This is a genomic window from Actinoplanes sp. KI2 (assembly GCF_025630775.1).
Lineage (GTDB): Bacteria > Actinomycetota > Actinomycetes > Mycobacteriales > Micromonosporaceae > Actinoplanes.
Genome location: NZ_JAOSZE010000042.1, coordinates 50144 through 64045 on the forward strand (window position 1 = coordinate 50144; position 13902 = coordinate 64045).

The following is a 13902-nucleotide window of genomic DNA, read 5'->3' on the forward strand; positions in this document are numbered from 1 at the left end:
TGGTTCAGCGCGAGCGCAGTTCCACGCAGCAGCGCCCCGGTCGCGGGGCCGGCACCGGCGCCGAGTCGGTCGCGCCGAGCCCGTCGACCAGCCCGGAGAGAAACGCGTGGTTCAGCCCGCAGACCAGCGAGGTGTGCCGGGCGGCGAGGGCGTGGAACGGGCAGTTGTGCAGGGTGACCGCCTCGGGGTCGCGCCGCGGTTCGAAGCCGAGGTCGGCCAGCGCGCCGACCACGTCCTGCCCGGGTGGCAGCACCGCCGACAGGTCTCGTCCCCGGCGGTAGGACAGTCGCGTGGCGGCCTCGGTGGCCGGCTGCTCGCCGCCGGCCACCGCCTCGGCGAGGATGTCGGCGATCAACTCGTACCGCCGCTCGGGAATGGTCACCGCGAAGCCGTCGCCGGTCGCCTCGTAGACCTTCGGCGCGCGGCCCCGGCCGCGTGGCCGGCCGGCGGGCGCGGCGTAGCGGGCCGAAAGCAGGCCCGCGTCGACCAGCTTGTCCAGGTGGAACGCGGCCAGCCCGCGGGACATCGCGGTGGCGGTCGCCGCCTCGTCCCGGCCGACCGGGTGGTCCTGGCGGCGGACGTAGTCGTACAGCGCGCGGCGCGACGGGTCGGACAGGGTCGTCACGGCGTTCCACGGGTCCATGTTCTGCAGATTATCATCAACATTGGCTATTGAAATTCTCCGCGACTCCAGGCAGGCTCGTCTTTAAAGCAAACGAACGCTGGTAAAATTGGAGGACGCGGATGACGATCGCGCCGGAACGCGTGCAGCCCGCCCGGACCGAACCCGACCTGCCGGCCGCCGAGCGCGCGGCCGAGGCGTTCCTGGGCGCGATCGGCGTGGACCTGACGGCGCCCGGCCTGGCCGAGACCCCGATGCGGATGGCCAGGGCGTACGCCGAGCTGCTCACCCCGCGGGAGTTCGCGTTCACCACGTTCGACAACGACGAGGCCTACGACGAGCTCGTCCTGGTCCGGTCGATCCCGGTGCGCTCGCTCTGCGAGCACCATCTGCTGCCGTTCACCGGCGTCGCGCACGTCGGCTACCTGCCCGGCGACCGCATCCTCGGCCTGTCCAAGCTGGCCCGGGTCGTCGAGCTGTTCGCCTGCCGCGCTCAGGTGCAGGAACGCCTGACCAAGCAGGTGGCCGACTGGCTGGACCTCCACCTGCGCCCGCGCGGCGTCGGCGTGCTGATCGAGGCCGAGCACCTGTGCATGAGCCTACGGGGCGTGCAGGCCATCGGCGCGCGGACGGTCACCTCCACCCTGCTCGGCACGCTCCGCACGGACGCCCGCTCGCGTGCCGAGTTCCTCGCCGTGGCCGGCCTGGCATCCACCGGAAAGGGATGACGATGATCGACGACCGTACCTTTGTGATCGTGGGCGCCGGCCTGGCCGGCGCCAAAGCCGCCGAGACCTTGCGCGCCGAGGGATTCTCCGGGCGCGTCGTGCTGCTGGGGGAGGAGACCGAGCGGCCGTACGAGCGGCCGCCGCTCTCCAAGGGCCTGCTGCTCGGCACGGCGGAGCGGGACAACGTGTACGTCCACGCGGCCGACTGGTATCGCCGGCACGATGTCGAGCTGCGCACGGCCACCCCGGTGCGCGCGATCGAGCGGGCCGGGCACCGGGTGCGGCTGGCCGACGACAGCACGGTCGGCTACGACCGGCTGCTGCTGGCCACCGGCGCCGAGCCCCGCCGCCTGCCCCTCCCCGGCGACGTCGCCTACCTGCGTACCCTGGCCGACAGCCAGCACCTGGCCGGCGGCCTGCGGGACGGCGCCCGCCTGGTGATCGTCGGCGCCGGCTGGATCGGTCTCGAGATCGCGGCCGCGGCCCGGGAACGCGGCGCGGCGGTCACCGTGGTCGAGACCGCTCCGCTGCCGCTGCACCGGGTGCTCGGCGACCGGCTCGCCGCGTCCTTCGCCGCGATGCACGCGGCGCACGGCGTGGTGTTCCACTTCGGACGGCAGGCCGCCGAGTTCCGGGCGGACGGCGTCGTGCTCGACGACGGCACGCTCTGCCCGGCCGACACCGTGCTGGTCGCGGTCGGCGTGCGGCCGCGCACCGAGCTGGCCCGGGCGGCCGGTCTCGCGGTGGACGACGGCATCCTCGTCGACCACGGGCTGCGCACCGACGACCCGGACGTCTTCGCCGCGGGCGACGTCGCCGCCGTCGACCACGCCCTGTTCGGCCACCGGATCCGGGTGGAACACTGGGCGACCGCGATCGACACCGGCGCGGCGGCCGCCCGGTCGATGCTGGGCCAGGAGGTGGCGTACGACCGGGTGCCGTACTTCTTCACCGACCAGTACGACCTGGGCATGGAGTACGCCGGCTGGATCCCGCCCGGCGCCGAGCCCGACCTGGTGATCCGCGGCGACCTCGACGGCCGCGAGTACGTCGCGTTCTGGCACGACAAGGGCCAGGTGCTGGCCGGCATGAACGTCAACGTCTGGGACGTCAACGAGTCGATCCAGGAGCTGGTTCGCGCGCGCGTCCCGGTCGACCCGGCCCGGCTGGCCGACCCCTCCGTCCCGCTGGCCGACCTGGCGAACGCCTGACGACCTTTTCCTGGGCGGTCGGCGAGCTCAGCCCTGGGCCGGATCTGCGAGATAGGCGGCCAGCTGCTCGCGGCGGCGCCGGGCCAGCCGTGCGCCGCGGCGGTGCCCGGCCGGCCACGCCACGGCCGCGAGGACCGCGGTCAGCAGCACGCCGGCGGCGAACTGGCCGTCGGTGACCCGGCCGCCGTGTCCCGCCCACCACCACACCAGCAGGCCCGGCACGGTCAGCACGGCGGTCAGGAACGGCACCACCAGGAACGGCGCGAGGATCAGCACCGTCCACCGCAGCAGCATCGGCCGCCACCGCCGCCTGCCCGCCCATCGCTCGCGCAGCGGCAGCGGGTGGTAGGGCCAGCGGATGCCGACCCACGCGGCGGCGCCGAGCGCGCCCAGCGGCACCAGGACGATCCAGGAGGCGGTCACCAGGAAGGTGACCGGCCGCCGCTCGGTGACCCCGATGGCCGCCGCCACGAGCACGCACAGCGGGGTGGCCAGCAGCCACATCGCGATGTTCTTGGCGTACAGCAGGCGCCGCAGCGCCGCCGGGTCGTCGAGGGCGGCGATGCTGTGCCCGGCATCGCCGCAGAGCGGGTTGGTCACCGGCACGTCCGAGTAGATCCAGAGCGCGAGGACCATGGCGAACGCGAACGGCCCCTGGAAACGGAACAGCGCGTCGACCGCGCGGGCCGGCAGCAGCGTCCAGCAGATCACCAGCAGCACGCCGTTGCCGAGGATGCCCAGCGGCAGGTCGTACGGCGGGTGCAGCGCCCGCCGCAACTCCTCGCGGACGGCCTGCGGAAGCGTCGCCGGAACGCGCACATCATCATCGTGTGGGCCGCCCCGCCCGGCCGGCCTCATTCCCTTCGGATGAGTCACCGCCACCCGGCGAGCCGATCCTCGTTGATCCCCTCAACCACTTCCAGCGATGGGGGACCGATCGATGCGCCGTCGTTTGCTTGCTGCTGCCCTGCTCGTGGTCGTCGCCGTCACCTCCGGTACCCCGTCGCCGGCCGTCGCGGACTCCTGGCAGCCGGCGGTGGTCTCGGTGCATCCGGCCGCCGCGGACTCCTGGCAGCCGGCGGTGGTCTCCGAGCATCCGGTCGCCTACACCCCGCACGTGCTGGACGGCGAGGTCCGGGCGATCGCCGTGGTCGATCGCACGGTGGTCGTCGGCGGCGAGTTCAAGAAGGTCGCCGACAGCTCCCGCCGGCACCTCTACGCCCGGCGGAACATCTTCGCCTTCGACCTGCTCACCGGCGCGGTCCTGCCGTTCGCGCCGCGGGTCGACGGCGGCGTGCACGCGCTGGCCACCGGCCCCGGCGGCACGGTCTACGCGGGCGGCACGTTCACCACGGTCAACGGCTTCGGGCAGCGCGGCCTGGCCCGGCTCTCGCTCAACGGAAAGCGGGTGAGCGGCTTCCGGGCCGCGATCAACTACGGCGACGTCCGAACCTTGGCCGTTCGCGGCGACAACGTCTACGCCGGCGGCACCTTCACCGGGATCAACCGGATCCGGCGGGCCGGCCTCGCCCGGCTCGACGCCTTCACCGGCGCGGTCGACCCCGGCTTCGACGCCCAGCTCACCGCGCTCGGCCTGCCGGATACCTTCGTCACCAGCCTCGACCTGTCGCCGGACGGGCAGCGGCTGGTGGCGGTCGGTGCGATGCGGCGGGTCGGCGCGATCTACCGCTCCCAGATCGCGATGTTCGACGTGTCCGGGCCGCGGGCGGCGCTGACCGACTGGTACACCGACGCGTTCATACCCCCGTGCGCACCCGATTTCCAGGCGTACCTGCGGCAGGTGAAGTTCTCCCCGGACGGCACCTACATCGTGGTCACCACGAGCGGCGGCACCTCGGGACGGGACAAGGTCTGCGATGCCGCGGTCCGCTTCCAGACCGCCGGTCCGGGCCGGCACGAGCCGGTCTGGGTGCAGCACACCGGCGGCAACTCGCTGTCCGCGGTGGCGATCACCGGGGTCGCCGTCTACCTGGGCGGCCACCAGCTGTACATGGACAACCCGGACGGTCACAAGGTCAAGAACCCGGGCGAGAAGCCGTTCTACACGGTCGGGCCGGGCGCCGTCGAGCGGCCCGGCATCGGCGCGGTCGACCCGGCCACCGGCAAGACGCTGCCCTGGAACCCGACCCGGGCCCGCGGCGTCGGCGTCTACGCCTTGGTGGTCGTCCCGCAGGGCCTGCTGGTCGGCTCGGACACCGACGAGCTCGGCCACGAGTACCACGGCCGGATCGGCATGTTCCCGTTGCCGGGCGCGGCGCCTTTTCGGCATAGCGCCTCAACGAGATAGACCCGGCCCCAGCGACGCGCTCAGCGAGCCACACCTGAGCCTCGCCACCTCTCGTGCGGGCGCCGAGCGCCGGCCCGGCGACCACCGCGATCGCCTACGAGCCGGCCGCCGGGCGGTGGAACGGGAACGCCAGGGTGGCCCGGATCGTGGTGCCGGTCAGCAGCATCACCAGCCGGTCGACGCCGAGGCCGAGCCCGCCGGTCGGCGGCATCGCGTACTCCAGGGCGGTAAGGAAGGCCTCGTCGAGCTGCATCGCCTCCAGATCGCCGGCGGCCGCCTTCAGCGACTGCGCGGTGAGCCGTTCCCGCTGCTCCACCGGGTCGACCAGCTCCGAGTACGCGGTGCCCAGCTCCATGCCGAACGCGACCAGGTCCCAGCGTTCGGCCAGCCGCGGGTCGGCGCGGTGAGTGCGGGTCAGCGGCGAGGTCTCGATCGGGAAGTCGGTGTAGAACGTCGGGTAGGTGGTCTGCTTCTCGACCAGCGCGTCGTACAGCTCGACGACCAGCTCGCCCGCGGTGGCATCGGCCGGGGCGTGCACGCCGTGCCGCTCGCAGACCTCGCGTACCCGCTCGACCGGGGTGCCCGAGGTCAGCTCGGCGCCGGCCGCCCGGCTCACCGCCTCGTGCACGGTCACCTCCGGCCACGGCGCGCTCAGGTCGACCGGCCCGTCGGGTCGCATGGCGACCGGCTTGCCGTGCACGGCGATGGCCACCTCGAGGACGATCTCCCGGGTCAGGTCGCGCATCGAGTGGTAGTCGCCGTACGCCTCGTACGCCTCCAGCGAGGTGAACTCCGGGTTGTGGGTGGCGTCCACGCCCTCGTTGCGGAAGTTCCGGTTGAGCTCGAAGACCTTCTTCATCCCGGCCACGCAGAGCCGCTTGAGGTAAAGCTCGGGCGCGATCCGCAGATACAGGCCCATGTCGTACGCGTTGATGTGGGTGCGGAACGGGCGGGCCGCCGCGCCACCGTGCACCGCTTGCAGCATCGGGGTCTCGACCTCGGCGTATCCCCGGGCGGCGAACGCGTCCCGCAGCGCCTTCACCGCGGCACTGCGGTCGCGCAGCACCTGCATCGCGTCCGGGTTGATCAGCAGGTCGAGGTGGCGCTGGCTGAGCCGGGCCTCGGGATCGGTGAAGCCGGCGTGCGTGTCGGGCAGCGGGCGCAGACACTTGGCGGCCATGGTCCAGTCGTCCACCAGGATCGACAGCTCACCGCGGCGGGAGGTGACCACCTCGCCGGTGACGCTCACGTGGTCGCCGAGGTCGACGGTCTGCCGCCACCGGTGACCGGCCGGCGCGGGCGTGGTGTCGTCGGTGAGCATGGCCTGCAGCGTGACGGCGCCGTCCTGCAGCACCGCGAACAGCACGCCGCCCAGGTCGCGCAGCGCCCGCACCCGGCCGGTGACCGAGACCCGCTCGCCGGTCCGCGCGTCCGGCGCCAGTCCCGGATGGGTGGCCCGGACCTCGGCGATGGTGGAGGTGTGCGGGACTGACACGGGATAGGGTTCGTGGCCGAGCTTGACCAGCCGATCGGTCTTCTCCAGGCGGGCGCGCTGCTGCTGGCTGAGCCGGCGCGGCGGGCGGACCGGGCGCAGCAGCTCCTGCTCCTGGGCGCGTACGACGTCCACGATCTCGTCGGCCCGGTCCGGCGCCGGCGGGGCCAGCGACGGCAGGAAGCCCTCGGCGATGCCGGCGGCCAGCGCGGCCCGGCTGAGCGTGAGCGACGAGTCGTAGCAGAGGAACCGGGGATACCAGGCGGGTAGGTACTTGGCGTTCGCCCGGTACAGCGACTCCAGCTGCCAGAACCGGGACGCCACCGACAGCACCGCGTCGCTGAGCCGGGTGACCGGGCCGGCGCCGACGCTCTCGGCCGAGCTGAACACCGAGCGGAACATCGCGAAGTTCAGCGAGATCCGGCGGATGCCCAGGTCGGCGCAGGCCTCCATGAGCGACGCGACCATGAACTCGGTCAGGCCGTTCTCGGCCTGCCGGTCGGCGCGCATCAGGTCGAGCGACAGGCCGCGCACGCCCCATGGGACGAAGGTGAGCAGCCCGCGCACCGCGCCGCCCGGATCGTGCGCGGTCACCACCACGCAGCGCGCGTCGGCCGGGTCGCCGAGCCGGCCGAGCGCCATCGAGAAGCCCCGCTCGGTCTCGTCCCCGCGCCAGGCGGCGGCGAGCTGGTCCAGCTCGGCCAGCTCGGTCGCGCCGATGGCGCCCTGCCGGCGGACCTGAGCGGTGTAGCCGGCCTCGCGGACCCGGGTGACCGCCCGGCGGACCGGGCGCATCGTGCGGCCCTGCAGGGTGAACGTCGCCGCCTCGAGGATCGCCTCGTCGCCGATGGTGAGGGCCTTCAAACCGCTTTCCACGTACGCGCGGGCGCCGTCCTCGCCGGCCGAGAGCGCCGCCGGGAACCAGCCGTGCCGGCGTGCCTCGTCCCGCCACGCGTCGATCGCCGCCCGCCACGAGGCGGGGTGGCCGATCGGGTCGCCGCTGGCCATGCTCACCGCGGCGACCACCCGGTAGGTGACCGCGGCCCGGCCGTCCGGCGAGAAGATCGCCGACTTGTCCCGCCGGGTGGCGAAGTAGCCCAGCGAGTCGCGTTCGCCGTCGGTCAGGATCAGCCGGCGCAGGTGCACCTCGGACTCGGCGCTCATGTACTGCGCGGCGCGCGCCGACCGCAGGAAGACGCTGACCGCGGCCAGCAGCACAAGCGCGGAGACGGTCGAGGCGACGATCGCCTCCCAGTGATGACCGTGGTGGTGGTGCAGGCCCACGGTGCCGCCGGCCGTGTCCAGGCCGAGCGAGGTGCGGTTGGCCCAGATCGCGTGTTCCCCCGGCCCGTGCAGGGTGCTCGGGAACACCCAGGACAGGCTGAAGGCGAGCGCCCAGGACACGGCGAGGCCGGCGACCAGCACGGCCAGCGCGGCACGGCGGGAGCCGGCCGCCAGCCGGGCCGGGAAGGCCGCCCGGGACCGCCACAGCAGGACGGTGACGGTCGCGCCGATCGGGACGGCCACCACGGTGAAGACCAGCTCGGCGCGGGAGATGTCGAGGTCGGCCTTGCCCGGATCGGTCCAGAACACCAGGCCGACCGCGGCCGTGATGGCGTCCACGATCGTGGCGCACACCTGGTAGACCAGCAGCAGCAGATACGCGGCCCGCAGCCGGCGGCGCAGCGCGCTGCCCAGGACCAGCAGCGCGGCCGCGATGAACAGGTTCGGCTCGGCCGGGATGTTGAACAGGCCGAACGCGTAGTCCACCCACCAGGTGAAGTGGAACGTACGCAGCGGGAAGCTGATCAGCACCCAGATGCCGGCCAGGGTGACCAGCCGCCCGGGCCAGGCTGCGAATCGGTCCTGCCACCCCTGCGGACCATCGTCTGTGCTCACCACGACGATGACGTTAGTCAGCCGCGTCGACCGCCGCGCCGGGCGCCACGATCGGCGCGACCGTCGCGCGTCTTCAGCGGTCCTTCGGGACCGCCGTGCCGGTGTCGCGGCCGGGGTGGCGGGGGAAGAACCAGCCGACGGTGACCAGCAGCCCGGTCAGGGACAGCACGATGAACACGACCTGATGAACGTGGTCCTTGCCCGGTGGCAGCCGGCCGATCAGGTGCACGGCCCAGAAGACCGGATAGAACCAGAACGCATACCAGGCCCACCGCTCCCCGCGCCGGAACGGAATGGCGGCCATCAGCACCCCGAACAGCCCCAGCCCCACCGAGGCGAGCCCGTCGGCCCGCATGAGCGCCCGATCCCCACCTCCCGGCGCCACCACCGCAACCAGACCGAACAGGAGGATGCCGGCCCCGACCACCAGCAGACAGATCCACCCCACCCGGACGGAGACACTCTCACGCCGCATGCCCAGAACGTATCGCTGCGCCGTTCAGTGGGTCCACTTGATGAAGCGGTCGAAGAGCTCGGCCGGCGGACCGTCCGGTATGTCCGAGCAGGCGTCCTCGAGGTTCGCCCACATGGAGATCGCGAGTTCGATCCGGTCCATCGTGGTGACCAGACGCTTCCGTGCATGATCGCAGGGCCAGGGATCGCCACAGGATCGGCAGTCCCAGGACGGTCGCTCGGCGGTGTGGGTCATCGACGCCTCGCTCCTTCCGCGGAGGACGCGGCGGCAAGTTATGGGGAGACAACGCAGCCACCGCGCCATCGCCACCGTCGCACGGAGATATTGAAATCCGCAACATGCGTACTACATGATCCCGAATGACACTTGCGAATGCCGCTCATGTTGTCTGCAACGGATCTAGGCGGGAGGATGAGCCGTGACCCAGCGCCAGAGCCCGACGGTCCGAAGGCGACGCCTCGCCCTCACGCTGCGGCAGCTCAGAGACTCCGCGGGGCTGTCGGCCGCGGAGGCGGCCCGGCGCGTGGACCACGATGCGAGCTGGCTGTCCCGGATCGAGAGCGCGGAGGTCCGGCCTCACCCGAACGACGTACGGGCGCTGCTGTCCCTCTACGGAGTGGCGGGCGACCAGGCCGAGGCGGTCATCGCCGTCGCTCGGCAGGCGAAGCAGCGCGGCTGGTGGCAGCGGTACAGCGACGTCCTGCCGGACTGGTTCACGACCTACGTCGGCATGGAGTCCGAGGCGTCGGTCATCCGCACGTATGAGTGCCAGATGATCCCGGGCCTGTTGCAGACCGAGGACTACGCGCGGGCGGCATTCCGTGGCGCGCCGGTGCTGACGCGCGAGGAAGAGGTCGAGAAACAGGTCTCGCTCCGGATGGAGCGGCAGGCCATTCTCGCGCAGGACGAGCCGCCGCTGCTCCGGGTCGTGATCGACGAGGGTGCCGCACGCCGGCTGGTCGGCGGCCGGGCGGTCATGCGGGAGCAGATCGTGCGACTGATCGAGGCGAGCGAGCGGTCCAACGTCCAGATTCTCCTGCTGCCCTATGCGGCCGGCGTGGGCTTCGACGGGAGCTTCGTCATCCTCAGCTTCCCGCCGCTGCCCGAGCCCTACCCGGACGCCGCCGAGGACCAGATGGTGTACGTGGACACGCTCACCGGCGCCCTCTATCTCGAGCGGCCGGCGGAGGTCTCCACATACTCCGCGGCCTACGAACAACTCCAGGCAACGGCGCTTGGGCCGACGGTGACCCGGGATACTCTCAGTAAGATCGCTGCCGATCTGGCGACATAGAGCGATCGGGCGACATGGAGAAGGAGGCGCGATATGGATCTGTCTCACGCACGATGGCGCAAGAGCACGCGGTCCGGGTCCTCCGGCAACTGCGTCGAAGTGGCTGACAACCTCCCCGGCGTAGTTGCAGTTCGGGACTCGAAGGACAGGACCGGCCCGGTGCTCACCTTCACGCCGGACGAGTGGAAGGCATTCGTCGGCGCGGTGAAGGACGGAGAGTTCGACCGCTGACCCCGTGGTGGGGTGTTGGTGACCATCTGTGACCACACCCCACTACAGTTCGGCGATATACCAGGCCGCGGTGTCCGGCGGCAGGACGCCGTTGCCGCCGAGCGGATCGCTGGAGAGCAACAGCCGGGCCCCGCGTACGCGGTCGGGCGCCGCGGCCGGCCGGTCGCCGGCGTTGACCACGCAGACGAACCCCGGGCCGCGGTCGAAGGCCAGCACGTCCCCGTCGGCCGGCAGCCAGCCGAGCGGCCCCTCGGTCAGGGCCGGGACGGTCGCCCGGTGGCGCAACGCCGATCGGTAGAGCGACAGCATCGACGCCGGATCGCCGGCCTGCCGGTCCACGGTCAGCCGGGCCCACTCGGCCGGCTGCGGCAGCCACGCCGTGCCCGGTCCGAAGCCGAACGGCGGCGCCGTGCCGGACCAGGGGAGTGGCACCCGGCAGCCGTCGCGGCCGGGATCCGCGCCCCGCGTACGCAGAAAGGTCGGGTCCTGGCGCAGCTCGGCGGGCAGGTCGGTGACCTCCGGCAGCCCCAGTTCCTCGCCCTGATAGACATACGCCCCGCCGGGCAGGGCCAGCATGAGCAACGCCGCGGCCCGGGCCCGCCGGACGCCGGTGGCGCCGCCGCCGTAGCGGGTGACGTGCCGGATCACGTCGTGGTTGGACAGCACCCACGTCGCCGGCGCGCCGACCGCGGTCAGCGCCTGCATGCTCTCGTCGACCGCCCGGCGCAGCGCCCCGGCCTCCCACGGCGCGAGCAGGAAGGTGAAGTTGAACGCGGTGTGCAGCTCGTCGGGGCGCAGGTAGCGGGCGAGCCGGGCCGGGTCGGCCACCCAGATCTCGCCGACGAAGGTGCGGTCGCCCGGGTAGCCGTCGCTGATCCGGCGCCAGGACCGGTAGACGTCGTGCACCTCGTCGAGGTCCCAGTGCGGGTGCCCGGCGACGGCCGGGCCGGAGGTGGCCTGCCCGGCGCCGAGGTCGGGCATCTCCGGGTCCTTCGCCAGCCCGTGTGCGACGTCGACGCGGAAGCCGTCGACCCCGCGGTCGAGCCAGAACCGCAGGATGGACCGGAACTCCTCGCGTACCTCGTCGTTGGTCCAGTCCAGGTCGGGCTGTTGCGGCGCGAACAGGTGCAGGTACCACTGCCCGTCGGCGACCTGGGTCCAGGCACGGCCGCCGAACGCGCTCGCCCAGTTGTTGGGCGGGAGCGACCCGCGGCCGTCGCGGAACAGGTACCGGGCACGCTCGCGGCTGCCCGGCGGCGCAGCCAGAGCGGCCCGGAACCAGGGGTGCTCGTCGGAGGTGTGGTTGGGAACCAGATCGAAGATCACCCGCAGGCCGTACGCGTGCGCGTCGGCGATCAGCGCCTCGGCGTCGGCCAGGGCGCCGAAGCGCGGGTCGACGTCGCGGTAGTCCGACACGTCGTAGCCCGCGTCGGCCTGCGGTGACGGGTAGAACGGGTTGAGCCAGAGGGCGTCGACGCCCAGGTCGCGCAGGTACGGCAGGCGGGACCGGACGCCCGGCAGGTCGCCGATCCCGTCGCCGTCCGAGTCGGCGAAGCTGCGCACGTAGACCTGGTAGATCACCGCGTGGCGCCACCAGGGGCTCATCCTAAAGATCCCTTCAGTCGGTGGTCAGCAGGTTCTTGCCGGATGCCGCGTCGAACAGGTGCAGCTTCGCCGTGTCGTACCAGAGCCGGGCGTTGCTGCCGCGCCGGACGCCGGAGGACGCGTCCAGCCGGGCGGTGATCGAGGTGCCGGCGCCGTGCAGGTCGTTGCCGGTGTCCTTGGCCAGGTCGTCGAGGTCGGCCGAGTGTGCGCTCTCGCCCTTGACGGTGAAGTACGCGAAGACGTCCGACCCCATCGCCTCGACGATGTCGATCGGCGCCTCGAAGGCCGCCCCCGGCTTGTCCCCGACGACCGACGCGTCCTCGAAGTGCTCGGGCCGGATGCCGACGATCACGTCGCGGTCGGTGACCGCGCCGTCCAGTGCCCGCCGGGTCTGCTCCGGCAGCTGGGCCTCGCCGAGGGCGGTCACCACCGTACCGCCGCGCAGCTGCCCGGGCAGGAAATTCATCGACGGGCTGCCGATGAAGCCGGCCACGAACAGGTTCGCCGGGTGGGCGTACAGGTGCGCGGGGGTGCCCACCTGCTGCACCACGCCGGCGCGCATGACCACGACCCGATCGCCGAGGGTCATCGCCTCGGTCTGGTCGTGCGTCACGTAGAGCGTCGTGGTGCCCAGCGATTTCTGGATGCGGGAGATTTGGGTACGCATCTGCACCCGCAGCTTGGCGTCCAGGTTCGACAACGGCTCGTCCATCAGGAAGGCCTTGGGGGACCGGACGATGGCGCGTCCCATGGCGACGCGCTGACGCTGGCCCCCGGACAGGTTCGCCGGCTTGCGGTCCAGGTGCTGGGTCAGCTCCAGCAGCTCGGCGGCGTCGTCCACCTTCTTCCGGATGGTCAGCTTGTCCATCCCGGCCAGCCGCAGCGGGAAGCCCATGTTCTCCCGGACGGTCATGTGCGGGTACAGCGCGTAGGACTGGAACACCATGGCGATGTCGCGGTCCTTGGGCGCCTTGTCGTTGACCACCTGACCGTCGATGATCAGCTTGCCGGCGGTGATGTCCTCGAGGCCGGCCACCATGTTGAGGGTGGTCGACTTCCCGCAGCCGGACGGGCCGACCAGGATGATGAACTCGCCGTCGGCGATGTCGAGGTTGAAGTCGTCAACCGCCAGCGATCCGTCGGGGTAGCGCTTGACGACGTGCTCCAGAACGATCTCGGCCACTTTCGGCTCCTCTCGAATGTCAGCCCTTGACCGCGCCGGAGGTCAGGCCGGCGACGATGCGCCGCTGGAAGACCAGCACGAACAGCACGAGGGGGATGGTGATGACGATGGCGGCCGCGGCGATCGGCCCGGTGGGCTTCTCGAACGTGGTGGCGCCGGTGAAGTAGCTCATCGCGGCCGGCACGGTGCGTGCCGCCGAGGTCGAGGTCAGCGACAGGGCGAACAGGAAGTCGTTCCAGCACGCGATGAAGCACAGGATCGCCGTGGTGAAGATGCCGGGCATCGCGAGCGGGGTGATGACCTGCCGGAAGGCCTGGTACGGCGTGGCGCCGTCCATCTTCGCCGCCTTCTCCAGGTCCCACGGGATCTCCCGGAAGAACGCCGACAGCGTGTAGATCGCCAGCGGCAGCGCGAAGGTGATGTACGGGATGATCAGGCCGGGCCACGTGTCGAACAGCCCGATCGCCGTCTCGATCTTGAACAGCGGAGTGACCAGCGCGATCTGCGGGAACATCGAGACCAGCAGCGCCATCGCCAGGATCGCCGCCTTGCCCGGGAACTGCAGCCGGGCGATCGCGTACGCGCACATGGTGCCCACCACGATGGCCACCAGCGTGGAGATCAGGCAGATGCCGATCGAGTTGATCAGGGAGCGGACGAAGTCCTCGTTCTGGAAGATGGCCTTGTAGCTGGCGCCGGTCGGGTGGGTCGGGAAGTACTTGCCGTCGTTGAGTGTCTCGGCGTTCTTGAGCGAGAGCGAGAGCAGCCAGAACACCGGGACGAACGCGTACAGCAGCACCAGGATGTTGATCCCCCACCAGATCAGCTTGCGGTTGGTCGTCGCGGGTTGCACA

At 71.8% G+C, this 13902-nt stretch carries 12 protein-coding genes; 5 read left to right on the forward strand and 7 right to left on the reverse strand.

What is annotated here, in order from left to right:
- Positions 1-4: 4 nt before the first annotated feature.
- Positions 5-643 (reverse strand): helix-turn-helix transcriptional regulator, encoded by a 639-nt coding sequence (locus ODJ79_RS35730; RefSeq protein WP_263028081.1) that lies wholly within the window; start codon positions 641-643, stop codon positions 5-7.
- A 101-nt stretch (positions 644-744) separates the two neighbouring features.
- Here ODJ79_RS35730 and folE point away from each other — a divergent pair, with 101 nt between their 5' ends.
- Together folE and ODJ79_RS35740 are read left to right on the forward strand one after the other, a co-directional pair.
- Positions 745-1350 (forward strand): GTP cyclohydrolase I FolE, encoded by a 606-nt coding sequence (folE, locus tag ODJ79_RS35735; RefSeq protein ID WP_263028082.1) that lies wholly within the window; start codon positions 745-747, stop codon positions 1348-1350.
- 2 nt (positions 1351-1352) lie between these two features.
- Complete coding sequence (locus ODJ79_RS35740; RefSeq protein WP_263028083.1) at positions 1353-2561, forward strand: NAD(P)/FAD-dependent oxidoreductase; 1209 nt, start codon at positions 1353-1355, stop codon at positions 2559-2561.
- A gap of 27 nt (positions 2562-2588) precedes the next feature.
- Here the strand turns inward: ODJ79_RS35740 and ODJ79_RS35745 are convergent, their stop codons facing one another.
- Complete coding sequence (locus ODJ79_RS35745) at positions 2589-3380, reverse strand: hypothetical protein (RefSeq protein WP_263028084.1); 792 nt, start codon at positions 3378-3380, stop codon at positions 2589-2591.
- A 121-nt stretch (positions 3381-3501) separates the two neighbouring features.
- Between ODJ79_RS35745 and ODJ79_RS35750 the strand changes: the two genes are divergently transcribed.
- Positions 3502-4869 carry a PKD domain containing protein gene (locus ODJ79_RS35750; protein ID WP_263028085.1) on the forward strand — a complete coding sequence of 456 codons (1368 nt, stop codon included), beginning with the start codon at positions 3502-3504 and terminating at the stop codon, positions 4867-4869.
- A gap of 94 nt (positions 4870-4963) precedes the next feature.
- Here ODJ79_RS35750 and lysX read toward each other — a convergent pair whose 3' ends face one another.
- Together lysX and ODJ79_RS35760 are read right to left on the reverse strand one after the other, a co-directional pair.
- Positions 4964-8263, reverse strand: coding sequence for a bifunctional lysylphosphatidylglycerol synthetase/lysine--tRNA ligase LysX (lysX, locus tag ODJ79_RS35755; protein WP_263028086.1), 3300 nt, complete (start codon positions 8261-8263; stop codon positions 4964-4966).
- 70 nt (positions 8264-8333) lie between these two features.
- Positions 8334-8735, reverse strand: coding sequence for a hypothetical protein (locus ODJ79_RS35760; RefSeq protein WP_263028087.1), 402 nt, complete (start codon positions 8733-8735; stop codon positions 8334-8336).
- Between the two features lie 418 nt (positions 8736-9153).
- Between ODJ79_RS35760 and ODJ79_RS35765 the strand changes: the two genes are divergently transcribed.
- Together ODJ79_RS35765 and ODJ79_RS35770 are read left to right on the forward strand one after the other, a co-directional pair.
- A complete protein-coding gene (locus ODJ79_RS35765) occupies positions 9154-10029 on the forward strand; it encodes a helix-turn-helix domain-containing protein (protein WP_263028088.1) in 876 nt (291 codons plus the stop codon).
- Positions 10030-10062: 33 nt separating this feature from the next.
- Positions 10063-10260 (forward strand): DUF397 domain-containing protein, encoded by a 198-nt coding sequence (locus tag ODJ79_RS35770; RefSeq protein WP_263028089.1) that lies wholly within the window; start codon positions 10063-10065, stop codon positions 10258-10260.
- A 42-nt stretch (positions 10261-10302) separates the two neighbouring features.
- Here ODJ79_RS35770 and ODJ79_RS35775 read toward each other — a convergent pair whose 3' ends face one another.
- Genes ODJ79_RS35775 through ODJ79_RS35785 form a run of 3 tightly spaced genes read right to left on the reverse strand, consistent with a single transcriptional unit; the run spans position 10303 to position 13901 of the window.
- Positions 10303-11865: a glycoside hydrolase family 13 protein gene (locus ODJ79_RS35775; RefSeq protein ID WP_263028090.1), complete on the reverse strand. Its 1563-nt coding sequence runs from the start codon at positions 11863-11865 to the stop codon at positions 10303-10305.
- Positions 11866-11878: 13 nt separating this feature from the next.
- Positions 11879-13048, reverse strand: coding sequence for an ABC transporter ATP-binding protein (locus ODJ79_RS35780; RefSeq protein WP_263028091.1), 1170 nt, complete (start codon positions 13046-13048; stop codon positions 11879-11881).
- Between the two features lie 19 nt (positions 13049-13067).
- Entirely contained in the window at positions 13068-13901 is an 834-nt protein-coding gene (locus tag ODJ79_RS35785; RefSeq protein WP_263028092.1) for a carbohydrate ABC transporter permease, read from the reverse strand.
- Between the last annotated feature and the right edge of the window lies 1 nt (position 13902).